This window comes from Streptomyces crystallinus (assembly GCF_039521265.1).
Taxonomy (GTDB): domain Bacteria; phylum Actinomycetota; class Actinomycetes; order Streptomycetales; family Streptomycetaceae; genus Streptomyces; species Streptomyces crystallinus.
Genome location: NZ_BAAACA010000015.1, coordinates 76,879 through 96,685, shown reverse-complemented (window position 1 = coordinate 96,685; position 19,807 = coordinate 76,879). Strand labels below are relative to the sequence as shown.

The following is a 19,807-nucleotide window of genomic DNA, read 5'->3' as shown; positions in this document are numbered from 1 at the left end:
GGGAACTGCGCGACCAGCCCACCCCCACCCGCAGACGAACACCTGACCCCTTCCCGAAAGCCCCCGGCCGCCCGCCAGAGGGCTTTCGGGAAGGGGCGGGGCGGGGAGCGAGACCCTCAGGGCCGACGCGCCCGCGCCAGCGCGATCCCGCCCGCCGCCACCAGCGCCACCGCCCCGCCCACCACATACCCGGTCCACGACGACCCGCCCGTCTCCGCCAGCTCCGGCCCCGCCGCCACCGTCTGCGGCCGCACCTCCCGCGGCGGGACCCGCGGCGGCCGCGCGGCGGGCGACTCGCACGTGGCCGACGCCAGCGTCACCTCCCCCTCCACCTCCGCCACGTTCAGCTTCAGCGGATTGACCGACACCCGCAGCCGCAGCGCCGTCGCCGCGGCCGTACGGGACGTCGTACGGGTCGACGACAGGTCCAGGGTCACCTCGCCCACCCCCGGCACCGCCACCCGCGTCGTCCCGGCCGTCGTCAGGGTCAGCTTCTTGCCCAGGACGGTGACGGCGCCCAGCAGGTTGGACGACGCCGTCGGGCGCGCGCCCGGCTCGCAGACCGCCTTCGAGGTCACGTCCTGGACCTCGACCAGGGACAGCAGCGGCAGACCGGGCACGTGCAGCCGGGCGTGGAGCAGGTGCACGGCGCCCGACGCCCGGTCCGCCGTCGCCGTCGCCGTCGCGGTCGCCACGTCCGCCTTCAGGACGTTCACGGGGCGGTCGCGCTCGACGCCGTCCAGCTTCACCTCCAGCGCGGTCCTGCCCGCCGTGCCCGAACCGGCGGGCGCCCGGACCTCGTTGAGCGTGGCCTTCAGGGGGACCTGGATCGTCTTGTCGAGGAGGGAGACGTCCAGGCCGGTGCGGAGCACTACCGCGCTCGCGCTGCCCTGAGCGTTCGCCCCCGCCCCCGCCCCCGTCGCATGCGCCGGGACGGGCGTCGCGAGGGCCAGGGAGCCGAGGGTGAGGGCCAGCGCGGCCGAGGTGCGTACGGGCAGGCGGAAGTCGATGGTGTTCAAGGTGGTGGAACCCCCACGGGAGACATGAGCCGTCACCCGCGCGCCCTCCCACGGGGACTCGTGGGACTCACGGGACTGGGGTGAGCCAGGGGCGCGCCGGTGACTTGAGACACCGGCATCTTTACGCACGGAGAGTGAACATGCGGATACCTGGCGTCAGTTCACCCCAAGGGGGGTCGACTTGACCATGCGTTCGACGCGGGTCGCGCACCCGTTCCCGCGCGGCTGCCCCGCCCTCCCCCGTGCGGCGTACGCCGGTGGTCCGCACCCGCGTACAAGCCACCACGGCCGAAGCAGCTACAACGACCCCCGCCCCCGGACCGTCACCCTCCGCGTCAACCGCGCGCCGTCATCCGACGATCCGCCCGTTGAGCACGATCCGGCTCGGCGCCGCCAGCACCCGTACGTCCGCCCGGGGGTCCTCCTCGTACACCACGAGGTCCGCCGGGGCGCCCTCCTCCAGGGCCGGGCGGCCCAGCCACGCGCGGGCGCCCCAGGCCGTGGCGGAGAGGGCGTCGAGCGGCGGGAGGCCGGCCTCGACCAGCTCCGCCACCTCCTCGGCCACCAGGCCGTGCGCCAACGAGCCGCCCGCGTCGGTGCCGACGAAGACGGGGATCCCGGCGTCGTGGGCCGAGCGGACCGTGTCGTAGCGGCGGGCGTGCAGCCGGCGCATATGGGCCGACCAGTCGGGGAACTTGGCCTGCCCGCCGTCCGCGAGGTGCGGGAACGTGGCGATGTTGACCAGGGTCGGCACGATCGCCACGCCGCGCTCGGCGAAGAGCGGGATCGTCTCCTCGGTCAGCCCCGTGGCGTGCTCGACGCAGTCGATGCCCGCCTCGACCAGGTCGCGCAGCGAGTCCTCCGCGAAGCAGTGTGCCGTCACCCGGGCGCCCAGGCGGTGTGCCTCGGCGATCGCCGCCTCGACCTCGCCGCGCGGCCAGCACGGCGTCAGGTCGCCCACCTCGCGGTCGATCCAGTCGCCGACCAGCTTGACCCAGCCGTCGCCGCGCCGCGCCTCGCGGGCCACGTACGCGACGAGGTCGCCGGGCTCGATCTCATGGGCGTAGTTGCGGATGTAGCGCCGGGTGCGCGCGATGTGGCGGCCCGCCCGGATGATCTTCGGCAGGTCCTCGCGGTCGTCGATCCAGCGGGTGTCGGAGGGCGAGCCCGCGTCCCGTACCAGCAGGGTGCCCGCCTCGCGGTCCGTCAGGGCCTGCTTCTCGCTGGTCTCGTCGTCGACCGGGCCGTGCTGGTCGAGGCCGACGTGGCAGTGCGCGTCGACCAGGCCGGGCAGCGCCCAGCCGCTGACCGTGACGGCGTCCACCGCGCCCGGCGGGCGCTCGTAGGTGATCCGGCCGTCCACCGCCCACAGTTCGTCCCGCACCTCCTCGGGACCGACGAGCACCCGCCCCTTCACATGCAGCACCACGTGATCGCTCATGGTCAGCACTGTACGAGGCGCTGGGTAGGCTCGACCGGGTACACCCACCGAAGTACCGGGCGCACCCCGCCGATCCGGGGTCCGCCCGAGCACCCGCTGATGTGAAGAAGGCACCGCTGTGACGCACCCGTTCCTCGATCTGGCCCCGCTGACCGCCGCCCGCTTCGCGGCCATCGAGCGGCGGGTGGCCGCGCTGCTCGGCACCGAGCAGGACGTGGTGATCATGCAGGGCGAGGCGCTGCTGCCGCTGGAGGGCTGCATCCGGGGCGCCGCGCACCCCGGCTCCACCGCGCTGAACGTGGTGACCGGCCCGTACGGCCAGACGTTCGGCGACTGGCTGCGGGACTGCGGCGCGCACGTGGTCGATCTGGAGGTGCCCTTCCACGCGGCGGTCTCCGCCGAGCAGGTCGACCGGGCGCTGACCGAGCACCCGGAGATCGACTTCGTCTCCCTGGTGCACGCGGAGGCGGCGACCGGGAACACCAACCCGGTGGCGGAGATCGGCGAGGTGGTCCGCCGGCACGGCGCCCTGTTCATGCTGGACGCGGTCGCCTCGGTGGCCGCCGAGCCGCTGCTGCCGGACGCCTGGGGCGTCGACCTGTGTGTGATCGGCGCGCAGAAGGCGATGGGCGGCCCGGCGGGCGTCTCGGCGGTGTCGGTGAGCGAGCGCGCCTGGGAGCGGATCGCCGCCAACCCGAGGGCTCCCCGCCGCTCCTACCTGTCGCTGCTCGACTGGAAGCAGCGCTGGATCGACGGCGGCCGCAAGGCGCTGCTGCACGCCCCGGCGCAGCTGGAGATGCTGGCCCTGGAGGCCTGTGTGGAGCGGATCGAGGCGGACGGCCCGGAGACGGTGATGGCCCGGCACGCGTCCGCCGCCGCCGCGACCCGGGCGGGCGCCTCGGCGCTCGGCGGCGGTCTGGAGCCGTATGTGCGCCAGGCGCGGGACGCGGCCCCGGTGGCCACGACGCTGCGCACCCCCGAGGGCGTCGACGCCGCCGCTCTGGTCGCGCGGGCGCTGGCCCTCGACCCCTCGCTGCCGCTGATCGCGGGCGGCGGGGCGCTGGCCAAGGAGATGGTCCGGGTCAACCACTACGGGGCGGACGCCACCGCACAAGCGGTGCGCGGCTCGCTCGCGGCGCTGGGGACGGCGCTGGCCGAGGCAGGCCGCGAGGTCGATACGGAAGCTGCCCTGAAGGCCGTTTCACAAACCTGGTAGCACCTTTACCGCACCTGAATAGACGATTAATTCCAGTAACCGGGAAGCCGCTTTATACAGAGCAGCTTCCCGTTTTCTTCTGCCCCGGCTTGTTGATCTCAAACGCACGACCTCAACAAGGTTTTCGGAGTGGTTGTACGGGTGTGATCGACTCCACAACGGTGCCGTTTTGTCCGGTAATTACCGGACAAAACGCCTCGCGCGTACACCTGCGTGATAACACAGACCGGCGCCGATCACACCCCCTCCCGGGAATGCGATTTCGATTTCCGCTGGGTAAATTCCCTCCGCATGACCGCCGCACAGACCGTTGTCCATATCGACACCCCACGCGTCGAGGACGGCGCCGCGATCTGGCGTATCGCCCGCGACTCGCAAGTCCTGGACCTCAACTCCTCGTACAGCTATCTGCTCTGGTGCCGCGACTTCGCCGCGACCTCCGTGGTGGCGCGCGACGCCGCCGGTGAGCCGATCGCCTTCGTCACCGGGTACGTCCGGCCCGAGCGGCCCGACACGCTCGTCGTCTGGCAGGTCGCCGTCGACCGCGAGCACCGGGGGCGCGGCCTGGCCGGCACCCTGCTCGAAGCGCTGACCGGGAAGGTCGCCGACACCCACGGCGTCAGCTCCGTCGAGACCACCGTGACCCCCGACAACACCGCCTCCGACCGGCTGTTCACCTCCTTCGCCGAGCGGCGCGGCACCGCGCCCCGCCGCGAAGTGCTCTTCGACAGCGGCCTGTTCCCCGACGAGGGGCACAAGGCGGAAGTCCTCTACCGGATCGACCTGGGAGTACGACTGTGACCATCACCCCGCCCGCGCTGAGCGTCTTCGAGACCGTCGAGTCGGAGGTCCGCAGCTACTGCCGCGGCTGGCCCGCCGTGTTCGACCGGGCCCAGGGCGCCCGGCTCACCGACGAGGACGGCCACGAGTACCTGGACTTCTTCGCCGGGGCCGGCTCACTCAACTACGGGCACAACAACCCGGTGCTCAAACGCGCGCTGCTCGACTATCTCGAACGCGACGGCATCACCCACGGCCTAGACATGGCCACCACCTCGAAACGCGCGTTCCTGGAGACCTTCCAGAACGTGATCCTGCGCCCGCGCGACCTGCCGTACAAGGTGATGTTCCCGGGGCCGACCGGCACCAACGCGGTGGAGGCGGCGCTCAAGCTGGCGCGCAAGGTCAAGGGCCGCGAGTCGATCGTCTCCTTCACCAACGCCTTCCACGGCATGTCGCTGGGCTCGCTCGCCGTCACCGGCAACGCCTTCAAGCGGGCCGGGGCCGGCATCCCGCTGGTGCACGGCACGCCGATGCCGTTCGACAACTACCTGGACGGGCAGGTGCCCGACTTCCTGTGGTTCGAGCGGCTCCTGGAGGACCAGGGCTCCGGGCTCAACAAGCCCGCCGCGGTGATCGTGGAGACCGTGCAGGGCGAGGGCGGCATCAACGTGGCGCGGCCCCAGTGGCTGCGCGCGCTCGCCGACCTCTGCCGGCGCCAGGACATGCTCCTGATCGTCGACGACATCCAGATGGGCTGCGGCCGCACCGGCGCCTTCTTCTCCTTCGAGGAGGCGGGCATCACGCCGGACATCGTCACCCTGTCCAAGTCGATCAGCGGCTACGGACTGCCCATGTCGCTCTGCCTGTTCAAGCCGGAGCTGGACGTCTGGGAGCCGGGCGAGCACAACGGCACCTTCCGCGGCAACAACCCGGCCTTCGTCACCGCGACCGCGGCCCTGGAGGCGTACTGGGCCGACGGCGGCGCGCTGGAGAAGCAGACCCGGGCGCGCGGTGAGCAGGTCGAGCAGGCGCTGATCTCCATCACCGAGGAGAACCTGGTCGACGTCAAGGAGTACCGGGGCCACGGCCTGGTCTGGGGCATGGAGTTCCACGACAAGGAGCGGGCGGGCAGGGTGGCGCGGCGCGCCTTCGACCTCGGCCTGCTGGTCGAGACCTCGGGCCCGCAGAGCGAGGTCACCAAGCTGCTGCCGCCGCTGACCATCACCGAGGACGAGCTCGACGAGGGGCTGCGCACCCTCGCCCGCGCCGTCCGCGAGACGGCCGTCTGAGCCGTACGTACGAGGAAAGAGAGCAACCCACTGTGATCGTCCGCTCGTTGAAGGACATCGAGAACACCGAGCGCCATGTTCGCGCCGCCTCCGGCACCTGGGAGAGCAAGCGGATCGTGCTCGCCAAGGAGAAGGTCGGCTTCTCGCTGCACGAGACCGTCCTGTACGCGGGCACCGAGACGTCGATGTGGTACGCCAACCACATCGAGGCGGTGCTGTGCGTGGAGGGCGAGGCCGAGCTCACCGACCACGAGAGCGGCGAGACCCACTGGATCGAGCCCGGCACGATGTACCTGCTGAACGGCCATGAGCGCCACACCCTGCGCCCCAAGACCGACTTCCGCTGCGTCTGCGTCTTCAACCCGCCCGTCACCGGACGGGAGGACCACGACGAGAACGGCGTCTACCCCCTGATGACCGAACCCGAGGAGGGCTGATCGACATGCAGGACCTGTACCCCACCCGCGGCGCCACCGAAGTGGTGACCCCCCGTCAGGACCCGGTCGTCTGGGGCCCGTCCGAGGGCTTCGAGTCGTACGAGAAGGACGGCTTCCTCACCGTCGACCAGCTGCTCGCCGACGACGAGGTGGCCTTCTACCGGCGCGAGCTGGAACGGATGATCGCCGACCCGGCGATCCGCGCCGACGAGCGCTCGATCGTGGAGCCCCAGTCCCAGTCGGTGCGCTCGGTCTTCGAGGTGCACCGCATCAGCGAGATCTTCGCGGGCCTGGTGCGCGACGAGCGGGTGGTCGGCACCGCCCGGCGGATCCTGGGCTCGGACGTCTACGTCCACCAGTCGCGGATCAACGTGAAGCCGGGGTTCGGCGCGTCGGGCTTCTACTGGCACTCGGACTTCGAGACCTGGCACGCCGAGGACGGTCTGCCGAACATGCGCACCGTCTCGGTGTCGATCGCGCTCACCGAGAACCACGACACCAACGGCGGCCTGATGATCATGCCCGGCTCGCACCGGGACTTCCTCGGGTGCGCCGGGGCCACGCCCAAGGACAACTACAAGAAGTCGCTCCAGATGCAGGACGCGGGCACGCCGTCCGACGAGGCGCTGACCAAGATGGCGGACCGGCACGGCATCCGGCTGTTCACCGGCCGGGCGGGCTCGGCGACCTGGTTCGACTGCAACTGTATGCACGGCTCCGGGGACAACATCACCCCATATCCGCGCAGCAACGTCTTCATCGTCTTCAACAGCGTGGAGAACGCGGCGGTCGAGCCGTTCGCGGCTCCGATCCGCCGCCCGGAGTTCATCGGCGCCAGAGACTTCACGCCGGTGCGGTGACCGGCGGGGGGTGCGCGGGGGCCGCCGGGANNNNCAGCGCGGGGGCCGCCGGGACGGCCCCCGCGCACCCCCCGCGGTGATCGTTGGTACCGTCGGCCCATGGCTGATGCATCTTCACGAACTCCCGTCACCGCGGCCGACGTCGAGCACTCCGTACGGCTCTCGGTCACCGCGCTGCGGGCGGGGCTGGCCGCGGACTGGAGCGTGAAGGCGGGTTCCCTGGAGTGGGACTGCTGGGAGACCGTCGAGCACCTCTCGGACGACCTCTTCGCGTACGCCGTGCAGCTCGGCCCGCAGCAGCCGCCGCTGGAGGGCGACGTGCCGTACCTGTGGGAGCCGAGGCGTCCGGGCGGGCCGAGCAACGCGGTGCACGCGGATCGCGCGGCCGGGCCCGCCGGGCTGCTGCTGACCCTGGAGGCGAGCGGCGCCCTGCTGACCGCGATGGTCCGCACGTCCTCCCCGGACGTCCGCGCCTACCACTCCTTCGGCGTCTCGGACCCGGAGGGCTTCGCGGCGATGGGCATCGTCGAGACCCTGCTGCACACCCACGACGTGGCCGAGGGCCTCGGCGTCACCTGGGCGCCGCCCGCCGGGCTGTGCGACCGGGTGCTGGCCCGGCTGTTCCGCGAGGTCCCGGCGGACCCGGACCGGTGGCGGGTGCTGCTGTGGGCCACCGGCCGGGCGGATCTGCCGGAGCTGCCGCGCCAGGAGTCCTGGCGCTGGTACGGCGAGCCGCTCGCGGACCCTCAGTGACGTAGCCAGACCCTGAGCCCGCCCACCGGGGTGAACCCCGCGCGTACGGCGGCCGCGAGGTCGTCGCCGCTCTCGTAGCCGACCACGTCGAGGCCGGGCCGGTGCCGGGCGAGCGCGCCCAGGCAGCCGGCCCAGGCCGCGTCGAGGTCGCCGTCGGCCGCGAAGAGGTTGGAGACGCCGACCACGGCCTCGGTGCCCTCGCTGGTGCCTCCGCTGGCGCCTCCGCTGGTGCCTCCGCTGGTGCCTCCGCTGGTGCCTCCGCTGGTGCTGGCGACCGCGCCCGCGACGGTCCGGCCGCTCGCGTCCTTCGCCGCGAGGAAGGTGTGCGCGTCGTCGGCGAGCAGCGCGGCCGGGAACAGGCCGCTGCTGTCCCCGTCCGACCAGGCCCGCTCCCACTGGGCCAACCCGCCTTCCGTACGCACGACTTCCCAGCCGCTCCCGCCCGGCTCGGGCGCGGGGCGGTGGATCCACCGGGCGTCGAAGAGGACCTCGAAGCCGTCGGCCGTCAGGTCCAGGGTGGCGAAGCTGTCCTTGACGGAGGCGCCAGGGGAGGCGTCGATCCCCGCCACGAGCTCGCGCGGTGCGGCGTCCGGGTGGAGGGTCACCGCGTCGGGGTAGAGCGGCGGGGTGCGCTGCGCGCTGGTCCAGGCGTGCGGGGTCCATACGCCCGTGATGCCGTGTGCGCGGCAGAGTGCCTCGCACCACTCGGCGTTGTTACGGGCTGCGGCGCGCGCCCGTACGTCCTGCTTGATGTCCATGGTCACGGCCCGATCGTCCCTCGGGGGACGGGGCCGTGACGACGGGTTTTTCTGCCCGGTCTTCGTCTGCGGGTGTGTGGTGGGCCGCTCGCGCAGTTCCCCGCGCCCCTTCTTGTGCCCGGACCTTGTCTGCGGCTGGGTGTGGGCTGGTCGCGCAGTTCCCCGCGCCCCTGGGTAGAACGGCCCGTTCGGGCGGTTGCCGTGCTGCCTGGAAGCCCGCTTTCGTCTGCGGGTCGTGGCCGCTTCTCGCGCAGTTCCCCGCGCCCCTAAAGGCCTGTGGCTGAGCTGGGTTCCTAAAAGCCTGGTGGCTGAGCTGGGTTCCCCGGCTGCCGGGGACTACCTAAGGGGCGCGGGGAACTGCGCGAGCAACCCACCACACACCCGCAGACAAAGACCGGGCACCTACGCCAGTACCTCCAGCACCCGGTCCACGTCCGCGGACGAGTTGTACAGGTGGACCGCGAAGCGCAGGTTGCCGCCGCGGGCCGCCGCGTAGATCCCGGCTCGCAGCAACTCCGGCTGCGCCCCGTCGAGGCCGGGCACGGCCACCACGGCCGAGTCCGTCGCGACCGCCTCGTGGCCCAGCGCCGCCAGGCCCGCCCGCAACCGTGCCGCCAGCGCCATGTCATGTGCGTACACGGCCTCGATCCCCACCGACTCCAGCACCGCCAGCGACTCCGCCGCGGCGTGGTACGAGAGGAACGAGGCGGGCTCGTCGTATCTGCGCGCGTCGCCCGCCAGGGCCCGTACCGGCCCGTAGTTGTCGACCAGGTCCTGCGCCGCGAGCCAGCCGGAGTGCAGCGCGGCCAGGCCCTCCTGCGCCTCCTCGGTCACCGTGAGGAACGACGTGCCGCGCGGGCACGTCAGGAACTTGAACCCGGCCGTGACGGTGTAGTCGTACGCACCCGCGTCCAGCGGCAGCCAGCCCGCCGACTGGCTGGCGTCGAGGAGCGTTCGGGCCCCGTGCGCGGCGGCCGCGGCCCGTACGGCCGCGAGGTCCGCGACCCGCCCGTCGGCGGACTGCACGGCCGAGAAGGCGACGAGCGCGGTCTCCGGCCGCACCTCCTCGGCGAGCGACTCCAGCGGCACGTACCGCGTCTTGAGGTCGCCGCGCACCGCGAACGGCTGCACCACCGAGCTGAACTCGCCCTCGGGAGCCAGGACTTCGGACCCCGCGGGCAACGAGTGGGCGACGAGGGCGACGTGCACCGAGACGGACGAGCCGAGCGCGACCCGGTCGGCGCCGACCCCCACGAGCCGGGCGAACGCGCCCCGGGCGGCGGTGAGCGCGTCGAAGCCCCCCGCGCCCTCCCGGGTGCCCGCCGCGTTCTCCCGCGCGAGCCGCGTGATGGCGTCCACCGCGCGCCGGGGCAGCAGACCGCAGGTGGAGGTGTTCAGATACGTCGTCTCGGGCGCGAAGGCGTCACCGGACAGGGGCTCCAGGATTTCCATGATCCCACCCTGCGTTCCCCCCGCCCCGGGGTCAATCGACAAAGGGCCGGGGGAACCGTCAAGGCACGCTTACGGGTTGGAGCCGCACACGCAAGGGCGCAACGGCCGTACGGGCGTCACGCGCCCGGGACCTCACACCCGTCCGGCCCGCAGGCCTCCCCCTCGGCCCCGGCGGTGGCGAGCGTGGCGAGGACCGGGGTGCGCTCCCGCCAGGCCTGCTCCAGGGCCTGGGTGAACACCTCGGCGGGCTGGCCGCCGGAGATCCCGTACTTGCGGTCGACCACGAAGAACGGCACCGCACTGGCGCCCAGCGCGGCGGCCTCGGCCTCGTCGGCGCGCACCTCGTCGGCGTAGGCGGCCGGGTCGGCGAGCACCCCGCGCACCTCGTCGGCGTCCAGACCCGCCTCGACGGCCAGCTCCAGCAGGACGCCGTCGTCGAAGACCGAGCGCTCCTCGGCGAAGTTGGCGCGGTAGGCGAGGTCGAGCAGCGCCTCCTGGCGGCCCCGGGCCTTGGCCAGGTGGAGCAGCCGGTGGATGTCGAAGGTGTTGCCGTGGTCCCGGCCCTCGGTCAGATAGCCCAGCCCCTCGGCGTGCGCGTTGGAGGCGACGTGCTCCTCCATGCCCCGGGCCTCGTCCAGGGTGCGGCCGTACTTCTCGGCCAGCATCGGGATCACCGGGCCGACCGCGTCCTTGGGCCGGTTCGGGTCGAGCTCGAAGGAGCGGTGCACCACCTCGATGTCGTCGCGGTGGGCGAACTCCGCCAGGCCCTTCTCGAACCGGGCCTTGCCGATGTAGCACCACGGGCAGGCGATGTCGCTCCAGATCTCGACGCGCATGTCACTTCTCTCAGGAGTTGTTTGTGTCACTTTCAAGCATTCCAACGTACGGGATGCTCCGCGCATTCCCCGCCGTACGGAACGCCTCGCGCCTTCCCCTGCCCGCCGCCCCGCCCTCAGCCCACCCGCTCCAGCCTGCTGAAGCTGGCCCGGTACGCGCTCGGGGTCAGACCGGTGCGCCGGACCAGATGGGCGCGGAGCGAGTCGGCGCTGCCCAGGCCGCTGGCCTCGGCGATCTGGTCCATGGCGAGCGCGGTGGTCTCCAGCAGCTCCTTGGCCCGCTCGATGCGCTGGTGCAGCAGCCACTGGAGCGGGCTGACCCCGCTCTCGGCGTGGAAGCGGCGGGTCAGGGTGCGCACGCTCACCCCGGCGTGCCGGGCCAGGTCGGTGAGGGTGAGCGGCCTGTCCAGGTTGCGCATCGCCCAGCCCCGGGTGTCGGCGCAGGCCACACCCCGCTCGGCGGGCAGCGGGGTCTGGGTGAACTGGGTCTGCCCGCCGGGCCGCACCGGGGCGACCAGCGCGGCCCTGGCCACCCGGTTGGCGACGGCGGCGCCGTAGTCGGTGCGGATGACGTGCAGACACATGTCGATCCCGGCCGCATACCCGGACGAGGTCATCACGCCCTCGTCCTCGACATAGAGGACGTCGCCCTTGAGGTCGAGGGCCGGGTAGCGCCGTCGCAGCTCCTCGGACAGCTCCCAGTACGTGGTGGCGCTGCGCCCGTCCAGCAGCCCGGCCTCGGCGAGGACGAAGGCGCCGCTGCAGATGGAGGTGATCCGGCGCCCCTCGGCGGCGGCCGTGCGGACGGCCTCGACCGTACGGGGATCGAGCGCGTAGCGCTCCCCCGTGCCCGCGACCAGCACGGTGTCGGCGTCCGCCACGGCGTCCAGGCCCCGCTCCACGTACAGGTCGAGCCCGCCGGTGGTGGCGACCCGGCCGGGCTCGGGGGTGCAGACGGTCAGCTCGTACCCCGGGGCGCCGTCGATCTCCACTTTGGCGAAGAGCAGCTCGGGGATGGCCAGGTTGAACATCGAGACGGGGGAGGGGGCGATGACGACGACGCGGTGCGGCCGCCAGGGCCGCGCCGGGGACGGCGGCTCGTTCATGGTGATGGCCAGAACCTCCGGTTGCATGGCGTTCGGGCCACTACTGTAACCGGCGGCGGATCGTCAGGCTGAGGACATGCCAACCGACGCGGTACGCCAATCCCTCCCTGCCACAGCCCCGTTGACCGCCCGGGGGCCGGCCCCGAGAGGGTCGGCCTCCCCCGGCCTCGCCCTGGCCGCCGCCCTCCTCGGCTTCGCGCTGATCACGCTGGACGCGTCCGTGGTGAACGTGGCGCTCCCCGCGATCGGCTCCGACCTCGGCGGCGGGATGTCCGGGCTGCAGTGGGTGGTCGACGCGTACACGCTGGCGTTCGCGGCGCTGATGCTGTCGACGGGCGCCCTCGCGGACCGGATCGGGGCGGCGCGGGCGTACGCGCTGGGCACGGTCGTCTTCGTCCTCGCCTCCGCCGCGTGCGGGCTCGCGCCGGGGCTCGGGGTGCTGATCGGGGCCCGGGTGGCGCAGGGCGCGGCCGCCGCCGTGGTGCTGCCCGCCTCGCTGGCGCTGGTCCGCCAGGCGTACCCGGATCCGGCGCGCCGGGCCCGCGCGGTGGCGCTGTGGGCGGCGGGCGGGTCGGTCGCGGTGGCGCTGGGCCCGGTCGCGGGCGGGGCGCTGACCACGGCGTGGGACTGGCGCGGCATCTTCTTCATCAACCTCCCGCTGGGCCTGGCCGCCCTGGCCCTGACGACCCGGGCCCCGCGCTCCGAGCGCCGCCCGGCGCCGCTGGACCTGCCGGGGCAGCTGACGGCGGTGGTGGCACTGGCCGCGCTGGCCTTCGCGGTGATCGAGTCCGGGCCGGTACGGCTGGTGGCGGGCGCGGTCGCCCTGCTCTCCGGCTCGGCGTTCCTCCTGATCGAGTCCCGCGCGGCGCACCCGGTCGTGCCGCTGGGCCTGTTCCGTACGCCGACGGTCGCGGTGGCGGTGGCGGTGGGCGCGGCGGCGAGCGTCGCGTTCTACGGCGTGATCTTCGCTTTCAGCCTGTACTTCCAGCGGATACGGGGAGAGTCCGCGCTGGTGACGGGGCTGATGTTCCTGCCGATGACGGCACTGATCCCGGCGACGAACGTCCTCTCGGGCAAACTGGCCAACCGCTACGGCCCGCACCGCCCGATGCTGCTCGGCCAGCTCCTGTCCCTGGCGGGCCTGCTCCTGCTCTTCCTCCCCGACGAGCACACCCCACCGCTCCTGGTGGCCTCCCTCCTCGTCCCCATGGCCCTGGGCTGCGCCCTGGCGATCCCGGCCCTGACGGCGGCGATGATGGAAGCCCTGCCCCAGGAGCGGGCGGGCCTGGCGGCAGGCGTCCTGAACGCGGCCCGCCAGGTCGCCGGAGCCCTGAGCGTGGCGGTGTGCGGGGCGCTGGTCGCCGGGGGCGACGCGGGATTCGTACCCGGGATGCGGGTATGGCTGGTCCTGGCGGCCGCCCTGTTCGCCGTAACGGCGGTGGCGACGCGGCGGGTTCGGTAGGGGGCGGCCCGGTTGTGCCCGGTCTTTGTCTGCGGGTGTGTGGCCGGTTGCTCGCGCAGTTCCCCGCGCCCCTTTTCGGCCCGGTCTTTGTCTGCGGGCCGGTGGCCGGTTGCTCGCGCAGTTCCCCGCGCCCCTTTTCGGCCCGGTCTTTGTCTGCGGGTGTGTGGCCGGTTGCTCGCGCAGTTCCCCGCGCCCCTAGGGGGTCGGCCGTAGCCGGAGAACCCAGCTCAGCCACAGGCGCTTTTAGGGGCGCGGGGAACTGCGCGACCAGCCCGCCACCGGCGCGCAGACAAAGGGCTTCCGGGGCACAGCCCCGCCTACGGGGGCCGGGGCGCAGCCCCGGGAAAAGCGGACCCCCACCCGCCCCCACCCCCGGAGGGTTTAGGGAAGGGGCGGGGTGGGGGCCTCACACCGGCCATCCACCCACCGGGGAACCCCCACCCCACCCCCCTCCCGCAACTCCCCCGGCAACAACCCCTCCGGCGCATCCTGGTACACAACCGGCCGCACCCACCGCTCCACCGCCGTCGCCCCCACCGACGTGGACGTCGACGTAGTGGCCGGGTACGGCCCCCCGTGGTGCTGCGCGGGCGCCACCGCCACCCCCGTCGGCCAGCCGCCCACCAGCACCCGCCCCGCCAGACCCGTCAGCGTGGCGAGCAGCGACGCCGCCCCGCCGCCGTCCGAGCCCGCCGCCTCCCCGGCCGACAGATGCAGCGTCGCCGTCAGGTTCCCCGGCAGCCGCGAGAGCACCGCTCCGATCTCGGACGGGTGCTCATACCGCGCCACCACCGTCACCGGCCCGAAGCACTCCTCCAGCAACTCGTCATACGGGCCCTCCTCGGCCAGCGCCGACGCCGCCACCGTCAGGAACCCCGGACGCACCGTGTGCTCCCCGCCGGACCCCGGCGCGACCGGTGCCTCGACCCCGTCCAGCGCGGCCCGCGACGCGACGCCCGCCACGAACGCCTCCCGCATCCGGTGGTCCAGCATCACCCCCGCCCCGGCGTCGCCCACCACCTCCGTCAGTGCCTTCACCAGCGCGTCCCCGCCGGAACCGGCCGGCGCCAGCACGAAGCCCGGCTTGGTGCAGAACTGGCCGACGCCCAGCGTCATCGACGCCCCGAGGCCCGCCCCGATCTCCTCGCCCCGCTCCTCGGCCGCCTCCCGCGTGACCACGACCGGGTTCAGCGACCCCAGCTCGCCGTGGAAGGGGATCGGCACCGGCCGGGCCGCCGCCGCGTCGAACAGGGCGCGGCCACCCCGTACCGAACCGGTGAAGCCGGCCGCCGCGACCAGCGGGTGGCGCACCAGCGCGACCCCCGCGTCGAAGCCGTGGACCAGGGCCACCACCTCCTGCGGCAGCCCCACCCGTACCGCCGCCCGCCGCAGCAGCGAGGCGCACAGCTCGGAGGTGGCCGGGTGGGCCGGGTGCGCCTTGACCACGACCGGGCACCCGGCGGCCAGCGCGCTCGCCGTGTCCCCGCCGGGGACGGAGAAGGCGAGCGGGAAGTTGGACGCCGAGTACACCGCGACCACCCCCAGCGGCACCTTCATCCGCCGCAGGTCCGGCCACGGCGGGGTGCGGCTCGGGTCGGCGTGGTCGATGCGCACGTCGAGGAAGGCGCCCTCGTCCACGACGTCCGCGAAGGCCCGCAACTGGGCGGTGGTCCGGGCGAGTTCCCCGGTGAGCCGGACCTGCCCGAGGGCGGTCTCGGCGTCGGCGACCGACACCACCTGCTCCACGGCCCCGTCGAGCAGCTCGGCGGCGGCCCGCAGCAGCGCGGCCCGCGCCCCCCGGTCGGCGAGCGCGCCGCGCGCCGCCCACGCGGCCCGTACCGCCTCGTCGACCTCGCGCTCGCCCGCCTCCACCGCGACCTGCTCGCGCGGCTTCCCGGTACGGGGGTCGACACTCCAGACTGGTGCTGTGCTCACCGCGATGTCCTTCCGGCTTCCGGTCCTGCCCGTCGCCCGGGAACGGGACCATGCTGGTCTTCCTTGCCCGTCCTGCTCCACCACCAGGGTTTGTTCGGTATTCTGAACAGAGTTCCTGCTGATGAATATGCTGGACTCTATTGACGGGCGTTCTGCGTTGGCAAGACGCGCAGACAAGAAGGGGCGAGGTCGAATGTCGGCTGCCGAGACAGGTGGGGCCCAGGTCAAGTCCGCCGTGCGTACGGTGGAGTTGCTGGAGTACTTCGCGGGGCGCCCCGGAATGCACTCCCTCGCGGCGGTCCAGGAGGCGGTCGGCTACCCCAAGTCCAGCCTCTACATGCTGCTGCGCACCCTGGTGGAGCTCGGCTGGGTGGAGACGGACGCCACCGGCACGCGGTACGGGATCGGCGTGCGGGCCCTGCTGGTGGGGACCTCGTACATCGACGGCGACGAGGTCGTCGCGGCCGCCCGGCCGACGCTGGACCGGCTCTCCGACGACACCACGGAGACCATCCACCTCGCCCGCCTCGACGGCACCAACGTGGTCTACCTCGCCACCCGCCAGTCCCAGCACTACCTTCGCCCCTTCACCCGCGTCGGCCGCCGGCTGCCCGCGCACTCGACCTCGCTGGGCAAGGCGCTGCTGGCCACCCACAGCGACGAGCAGGTCCGCAAGCTGCTGCCGCAGACCCTCCAGCAGCTGACCGAGCACACCATCACCGACCGCGAGAAGCTCATCGAGGAGCTGCACCAGATCCGCGAGCAGGGGTACGCGGTGGACCGCGAGGAGAACACGCTGGGGCTGCGCTGCTTCGGCGTCGCCATCCCCTACCGGACTCCCGCGCGCGACGCGATCAGCTGCTCGGTGCCGGTGGCACGGCTCACCCCGGCGCACGAACAGATGGTGAAGGACGCCCTGTTCGACGCCCGCGACCGGCTGACCCTGGCCACCCGCAGGCTCTGACCGCCGCCCCGCCGGCCTCCCCTACGCTGTACGGATGATCATCGCCACGCGGCTGCTCGGCCGGACGGCCCGGCTGCGCTGGGTGCATCTGGTGCTCGGCGGCGCGGCGCTGATGCCGTACTTCCTGCTCGGCACGGTGATCGTCGGCGCGGCCACCGGCGGCGCGAACGTCTACGGCAGCCTCCCGCTCCAACTCGCCTCCTTCGCCTGCGCGCTGCCGATCGCCGCCGTCTCCGCCCTGTTCCCGATCGCCCGCCCGCTGTCGGTGGCGGCGGCCCGGGCGCTGTGCGGGGTGGACCCGGCCGCGCTCGCGGACGGCCCGGCCCGCTCACGGGCGGCCCGGGTGCGCACCGCCGGGTGGTTCACCCTCCACATCGGCGTCGGCGGGGTGATCAGCGGGATGACGCTCGCGCTGCCGCCGTTCGCGATCACCCTGGTCGTGCTGCCGTTCGTCGCGGCGCTGCGCGACTCCCGCCTCGGGCTGCCCCTGACCGACGGCCGGGCCGTGCTGTTCGCCCCGCCGCTCGGTCTCGCCGCGCTGCTGGCGCTGGTCTGCTGCGCGGTGGGCTGCGGGGCGCTGCTCGCCCGCTGGGCGCCCGTGCTGCTGGGCCCCACGCCCGCGGACCGGCTGGCCGCGGCCGAGCAGCGGGCCACGGAGCTGGCCGTGCGCAACAGGCTGGCGCGCGAGCTGCACGACTCGGTGGGCCACGCGCTGAGCGCGGTGACGCTCCAGGCGAGCGCGGCCCGCCGAGTGTTCGACAGCGACCCCGCCTTCGTACGGGAGGCGCTGGCGGCGATCGAGGAGACGACCCGGCGCACGGTCGGTGAACTGGACGCCGTGCTCGGCCTGTTGCGACAGGGGGACGACGAGGCGGCGGCCGTCGCCGGCCCGGGGCTCACCGGTCTGGACGGGCTGCTGTCGCGTACCGGGGTGAAGGTGGCGTACACGGCGGACGGCGACCTCGCCGCCGTGCCGGAACTGGTCTCGCGCGAGGCGTACCGGATCGTGCAGGAGGGGCTCAGCAACGCCCTGCGGCACGGCGGCGCCGCGCCGGTGGCCCTGCGGATCGCCGTCGGCGGCGAGGAAGTGGAGATCGTGATGGAGAACCCCCTGCCCACGACGGCCCGGGTGGTGCGGCCCGGGGGCGGCCGGGGCCTGCGCGGGATCGCCGAGCGGGCCGCGCTGCTCGGCGGCCACGCGCAGGCGGGCCCCCAGGACGGCCGCTGGCGGCTCAGCGCCCGCTTCCCGCTCACCGAGAAGCCCGCGAACGAGCCCGGGGGTGCGCGATGAGCGCGATCCGTGTGGTGCTCGCGGACGACGAGCGGATGGTGCGGACCGCGCTGCGGGCGATCCTGGAGGCGGAGCCGGACCTGGAGGTCGTCGGCGAGGCGGCGACCGGCGCGCAGGCGGTCTCGGTGGTGCGCGAACTCGCGCCGGACGTGGTCCTGATGGATGTGCGGATGCCCGAGATCGACGGCATCCGGGCCACCGAGCAGATCCTGGCCACCCTCGCCTCGCCGCCGAGGGTCGTGGTGGTGACGACCTTCGAGAACGACTCGTATGTGTACGACGCGCTGCGCGCCGGGGCCGCCGGGTTCCTGCTGAAGCGGGCGGCGGCCGAGGAGCTGGTCCAGGCGGTGCGCCTGGTGGCCCGCAGCGACTCGCTGCTCTACCCCTCGGCGGTGCGCGAGCTCGCGGCGCTGCACTCCTCGGCCCGGCCCGCGCCCCCGCCCTGGGCGGCCCGGCTCACCGAGCGCGAGGCGGACGTCCTGCGGCTGATGGCGACTGGGCTCTCCAACGCGGAGATCGCCGAGCGGATGGGCGTCGGCCCGGCGACGGCCAAGACGCATGTGGCGTCGGTGCTCGCCAAGACGGGCACACGGGACCGCACCCAGGCGGTGATCGCGGCGTACGAGTCGGGGTTCATCACCCCGCGCTGAGCTCCGATGGCCAAGCCCCTGCCCGAGATGAGAGCTTCCTGAGAAAACCGGCCAAACGGAACGATTCACGTCATCCGCCTCGTCCTGTCCATGGGATGAACAAGACGATCAGGCGCAGCGCGGTCTTCTGTCTGCTCATGGTGCTCGCCCTCCTGGGCCGGGCCACCTATGTGCAGTTCTACCAAGGCCAGGCCCTCGCGGACGACAAGCTGAACCGGCGGAACACCATCGCGCAGTACGCGAACCCGCTCGGGGACATCATCGTGGCCGGCTCCCCGGTCACCGGATCACAGAGGACGGCCGGCGGCGATCTCGCGTACAAACGCACCTACAAGAACGGCGAGCTGTACGCGGCGGTGACCGGCTTCAGCTCGCAGGTGTACGGGGCGACCCAGCTGGAGGGGATCTACGGCAAGGTGCTCGACGGCACCGACACCCGGATGAAGGAGCCGCTCTCGGTGCTCACCGGCGAGCGGGCCCCCGGCGGCGACGTCCTGACCACCATCGACCCGGCGGTGCAGAAGGCCGCCTATGACGCCCTCGGCGGCAAGAAGGGCGCGGCCGTCGCCATCGACCCCGGGACCGGCCGCGTCCTCGGCATGGTCTCGACGCCCTCGTACGATCCGTCGAAGATCGCCGGTTCGACCGACGGCGACGCCTGGAAGGCACTCTCCGAGGACCCGGACAAGCCGATGGTCAACCGGGCGCTGCGCCAGCCGCTGCCGCCGGGCTCGACGTTCAAGCTGGTGGTGGCGGCAGCGGCGCTGGAGAACGGCCTCTACCCGTCGGTGGACACCAGGACGGACAGCCCCAACCCGTACACCCTGCCCGGCACCCGGACCGTGCTGAGCAACGAGAACCCGTCCGCGCCGTGCGAGAACGCCACCATCCGTACGGCGCTCCAGTACTCGTGCAACAACGTCTTCGCGAAGCTGGCGGACCGGCTGGGCCAGGACAAGGTCCGGGCGACGGCGGAGAAGTTCGGCTTCAACGACGCCCAGCAGGACGTGCCGGTGCGCGCCTCGGCGAGCGTGTACCCCAAGGGCATGGACAAGGCGCAGACCGCGCTCACCGGCATCGGCCAGTTCGATGTGACGGCGACGCCGCTCCAGATGGCCATGGTGTCCGCCGCCATAGCCAACGACGGAGTGCTGGCCGCGCCGCACATGGTCTCCCAGGTGACGGACGCCGACGGCACCGCCCTTCAGTCGTACGCGGACGGCGACGGCAAGCGGATCATGTCCTCGGACACCGCACGCCAGCTGCGCTCCGCGATGGTGACGGTCGTCGAGGAGGGCACCGGCTCCAACGCCAGGGTGAGCGGCGCCGAGGTCGGCGGCAAGACGGGCACGGCCCAGCACGGCGTGGGCAACTCCAAGACGCCGTACGCCTGGTTCACGTCGTACGCGAAGTCCTCCTCCACCGGCAAGGAGGTGGCGGTGGCCGTGCTCGTCGAGGACTCCGGCGCGGCGCGCTCGGAGGTCAGCGGCAACGGTCTGGCGGCGCCGGTGGCGCAGAAGATGATGCGGGCGGCGTTGCGCGCGTCCTGAGACCG

Annotated in this window: 18 protein-coding genes; 11 read left to right on the top strand and 7 right to left on the bottom strand. The window is 73.1% G+C overall.

From position 1 onward, the window contains the following. Window positions 1-116: 116 nt before the first annotated feature. Window positions 117-1,019, bottom strand: a complete 903-nt coding sequence (locus ABD236_RS15840) for an SCO1860 family LAETG-anchored protein (RefSeq protein ID WP_344074329.1) — start codon at window positions 1,017-1,019, stop codon at window positions 117-119. A gap of 349 nt (window positions 1,020-1,368) precedes the next feature. Further along, complete coding sequence (locus ABD236_RS15835) at window positions 1,369-2,460, bottom strand: amidohydrolase family protein (protein ID WP_344074328.1); 1,092 nt, start codon at window positions 2,458-2,460, stop codon at window positions 1,369-1,371. Between the two features lie 118 nt (window positions 2,461-2,578). On the opposite strand from ABD236_RS15835, the gene ABD236_RS15830 reads away from it, so the two are divergent. The 6 genes from ABD236_RS15830 to ABD236_RS15805 all read left to right on the top strand — a co-directional run bounded on the left by ABD236_RS15830 (window position 2,579) and on the right by ABD236_RS15805 (window position 7,798). Further along, window positions 2,579-3,676, top strand: coding sequence for a pyridoxal-phosphate-dependent aminotransferase family protein (locus tag ABD236_RS15830; RefSeq protein WP_344074327.1), 1,098 nt, complete (start codon window positions 2,579-2,581; stop codon window positions 3,674-3,676). A gap of 291 nt (window positions 3,677-3,967) precedes the next feature. Further along, window positions 3,968-4,477: a diaminobutyrate acetyltransferase gene (gene ectA, locus ABD236_RS15825; RefSeq protein WP_344074326.1), complete on the top strand. Its 510-nt coding sequence runs from the start codon at window positions 3,968-3,970 to the stop codon at window positions 4,475-4,477. Continuing rightward, the gene (ectB, locus tag ABD236_RS15820; RefSeq protein WP_344074325.1) at window positions 4,474-5,748 is read left to right on the top strand and encodes a diaminobutyrate--2-oxoglutarate transaminase; all 1,275 of its coding nucleotides are present in this window, start codon (window positions 4,474-4,476) and stop codon (window positions 5,746-5,748) included. Before ectA ends, ectB begins: the two co-directional genes overlap by 4 nt. Before the next feature lie 32 nt (window positions 5,749-5,780). Next, window positions 5,781-6,185, top strand: a complete 405-nt coding sequence (locus ABD236_RS15815) for an ectoine synthase (RefSeq protein ID WP_344074324.1) — start codon at window positions 5,781-5,783, stop codon at window positions 6,183-6,185. Between the two features lie 5 nt (window positions 6,186-6,190). After that, window positions 6,191-7,045, top strand: coding sequence for an ectoine hydroxylase (gene thpD, locus ABD236_RS15810; protein ID WP_344074323.1), 855 nt, complete (start codon window positions 6,191-6,193; stop codon window positions 7,043-7,045). Between the two features lie 99 nt (window positions 7,046-7,144). Beyond that, entirely contained in the window at window positions 7,145-7,798 is a 654-nt protein-coding gene (locus ABD236_RS15805) for a hypothetical protein (protein ID WP_344074322.1), read from the top strand. Here the strand turns inward: ABD236_RS15805 and ABD236_RS15800 are convergent. The 4 genes from ABD236_RS15800 to ABD236_RS15785 all read right to left on the bottom strand — a co-directional run bounded on the left by ABD236_RS15800 (window position 7,792) and on the right by ABD236_RS15785 (window position 11,950). Then, window positions 7,792-8,556, bottom strand: a complete 765-nt coding sequence (locus ABD236_RS15800; protein ID WP_344074389.1) for a hypothetical protein — start codon at window positions 8,554-8,556, stop codon at window positions 7,792-7,794. The two genes, ABD236_RS15805 and ABD236_RS15800, sit on opposite strands and share 7 nt — an antisense overlap. Before the next feature lie 402 nt (window positions 8,557-8,958). Beyond that, window positions 8,959-10,008, bottom strand: coding sequence for an aminotransferase class V-fold PLP-dependent enzyme (locus tag ABD236_RS15795; RefSeq protein WP_344074321.1), 1,050 nt, complete (start codon window positions 10,006-10,008; stop codon window positions 8,959-8,961). Between the two features lie 116 nt (window positions 10,009-10,124). After that, on the bottom strand, window positions 10,125-10,844 hold the full coding sequence (locus tag ABD236_RS15790) for a DsbA family oxidoreductase (RefSeq protein WP_344074320.1): 720 nt from the start codon (window positions 10,842-10,844) through the stop codon (window positions 10,125-10,127). Between the two features lie 116 nt (window positions 10,845-10,960). Then, complete coding sequence (locus tag ABD236_RS15785; protein WP_344074319.1) at window positions 10,961-11,950, bottom strand: GlxA family transcriptional regulator; 990 nt, start codon at window positions 11,948-11,950, stop codon at window positions 10,961-10,963. A 76-nt stretch (window positions 11,951-12,026) separates the two neighbouring features. Between ABD236_RS15785 and ABD236_RS15780 the strand changes: the two genes are divergently transcribed. Beyond that, window positions 12,027-13,412, top strand: coding sequence for an MFS transporter (locus ABD236_RS15780; RefSeq protein ID WP_344074318.1), 1,386 nt, complete (start codon window positions 12,027-12,029; stop codon window positions 13,410-13,412). Between the two features lie 381 nt (window positions 13,413-13,793). On the opposite strand, the gene ABD236_RS15775 is transcribed toward ABD236_RS15780, so the two are convergent. Beyond that, on the bottom strand, window positions 13,794-15,347 hold the full coding sequence (locus ABD236_RS15775; RefSeq protein WP_344074317.1) for an aldehyde dehydrogenase (NADP(+)): 1,554 nt from the start codon (window positions 15,345-15,347) through the stop codon (window positions 13,794-13,796). Between the two features lie 193 nt (window positions 15,348-15,540). Here ABD236_RS15775 and ABD236_RS15770 point away from each other — a divergent pair, with 193 nt between their 5' ends. The 4 genes from ABD236_RS15770 (at window position 15,541) to ABD236_RS15755 (ending at window position 19,802) form a co-directional block, all read left to right on the top strand. Next, a complete protein-coding gene (locus ABD236_RS15770; RefSeq protein ID WP_344074316.1) occupies window positions 15,541-16,311 on the top strand; it encodes an IclR family transcriptional regulator in 771 nt (256 codons plus the stop codon). Between the two features lie 34 nt (window positions 16,312-16,345). Then, window positions 16,346-17,602: a sensor histidine kinase gene (locus tag ABD236_RS15765; protein ID WP_344074315.1), complete on the top strand. Its 1,257-nt coding sequence runs from the start codon at window positions 16,346-16,348 to the stop codon at window positions 17,600-17,602. Then, window positions 17,599-18,252: a response regulator transcription factor gene (locus tag ABD236_RS15760; RefSeq protein WP_344074314.1), complete on the top strand. Its 654-nt coding sequence runs from the start codon at window positions 17,599-17,601 to the stop codon at window positions 18,250-18,252. Before ABD236_RS15765 ends, ABD236_RS15760 begins: the two co-directional genes overlap by 4 nt. A gap of 95 nt (window positions 18,253-18,347) precedes the next feature. After that, window positions 18,348-19,802 (top strand): peptidoglycan D,D-transpeptidase FtsI family protein, encoded by a 1,455-nt coding sequence (locus tag ABD236_RS15755; RefSeq protein ID WP_344074313.1) that lies wholly within the window; start codon window positions 18,348-18,350, stop codon window positions 19,800-19,802. Window positions 19,803-19,807 lie beyond the last annotated feature (5 nt).

Bases quoted from the DNA above. Each gene is read 5' to 3' on its own strand.
- ABD236_RS15790 (WP_344074320.1), bottom strand. From the start codon at position 10,844: ATGCGCGTCGAGATCTGGAGCGACATCGCCTGCCCGTGGTGCTACATC.
- ABD236_RS15765 (WP_344074315.1), top strand. From the start codon at position 16,346: ATGATCATCGCCACGCGGCTGCTCGGCCGGACGGCCCGGCTGCGCTGG.
- ABD236_RS15785 (WP_344074319.1), bottom strand. From the start codon at position 11,950: ATGAACGAGCCGCCGTCCCCGGCGCGGCCCTGGCGGCCGCACCGCGTC.
- ABD236_RS15800 (WP_344074389.1), bottom strand. From the start codon at position 8,556: ATGGACATCAAGCAGGACGTACGGGCGCGCGCCGCAGCCCGTAACAAC.
- ABD236_RS15795 (WP_344074321.1), bottom strand. From the start codon at position 10,008: ATGGAAATCCTGGAGCCCCTGTCCGGTGACGCCTTCGCGCCCGAGACG.
- ABD236_RS15835 (WP_344074328.1), bottom strand. From the start codon at position 2,460: ATGAGCGATCACGTGGTGCTGCATGTGAAGGGGCGGGTGCTCGTCGGT.
- ABD236_RS15770 (WP_344074316.1), top strand. From the start codon at position 15,541: ATGTCGGCTGCCGAGACAGGTGGGGCCCAGGTCAAGTCCGCCGTGCGT.
- ABD236_RS15755 (WP_344074313.1), top strand. From the start codon at position 18,348: ATGAACAAGACGATCAGGCGCAGCGCGGTCTTCTGTCTGCTCATGGTG.
- thpD (WP_344074323.1), top strand. From the start codon at position 6,191: ATGCAGGACCTGTACCCCACCCGCGGCGCCACCGAAGTGGTGACCCCC.
- ABD236_RS15760 (WP_344074314.1), top strand. From the start codon at position 17,599: ATGAGCGCGATCCGTGTGGTGCTCGCGGACGACGAGCGGATGGTGCGG.
- ABD236_RS15780 (WP_344074318.1), top strand. From the start codon at position 12,027: ATGCCAACCGACGCGGTACGCCAATCCCTCCCTGCCACAGCCCCGTTG.
- ABD236_RS15805 (WP_344074322.1), top strand. From the start codon at position 7,145: ATGGCTGATGCATCTTCACGAACTCCCGTCACCGCGGCCGACGTCGAG.
- ectA (WP_344074326.1), top strand. From the start codon at position 3,968: ATGACCGCCGCACAGACCGTTGTCCATATCGACACCCCACGCGTCGAG.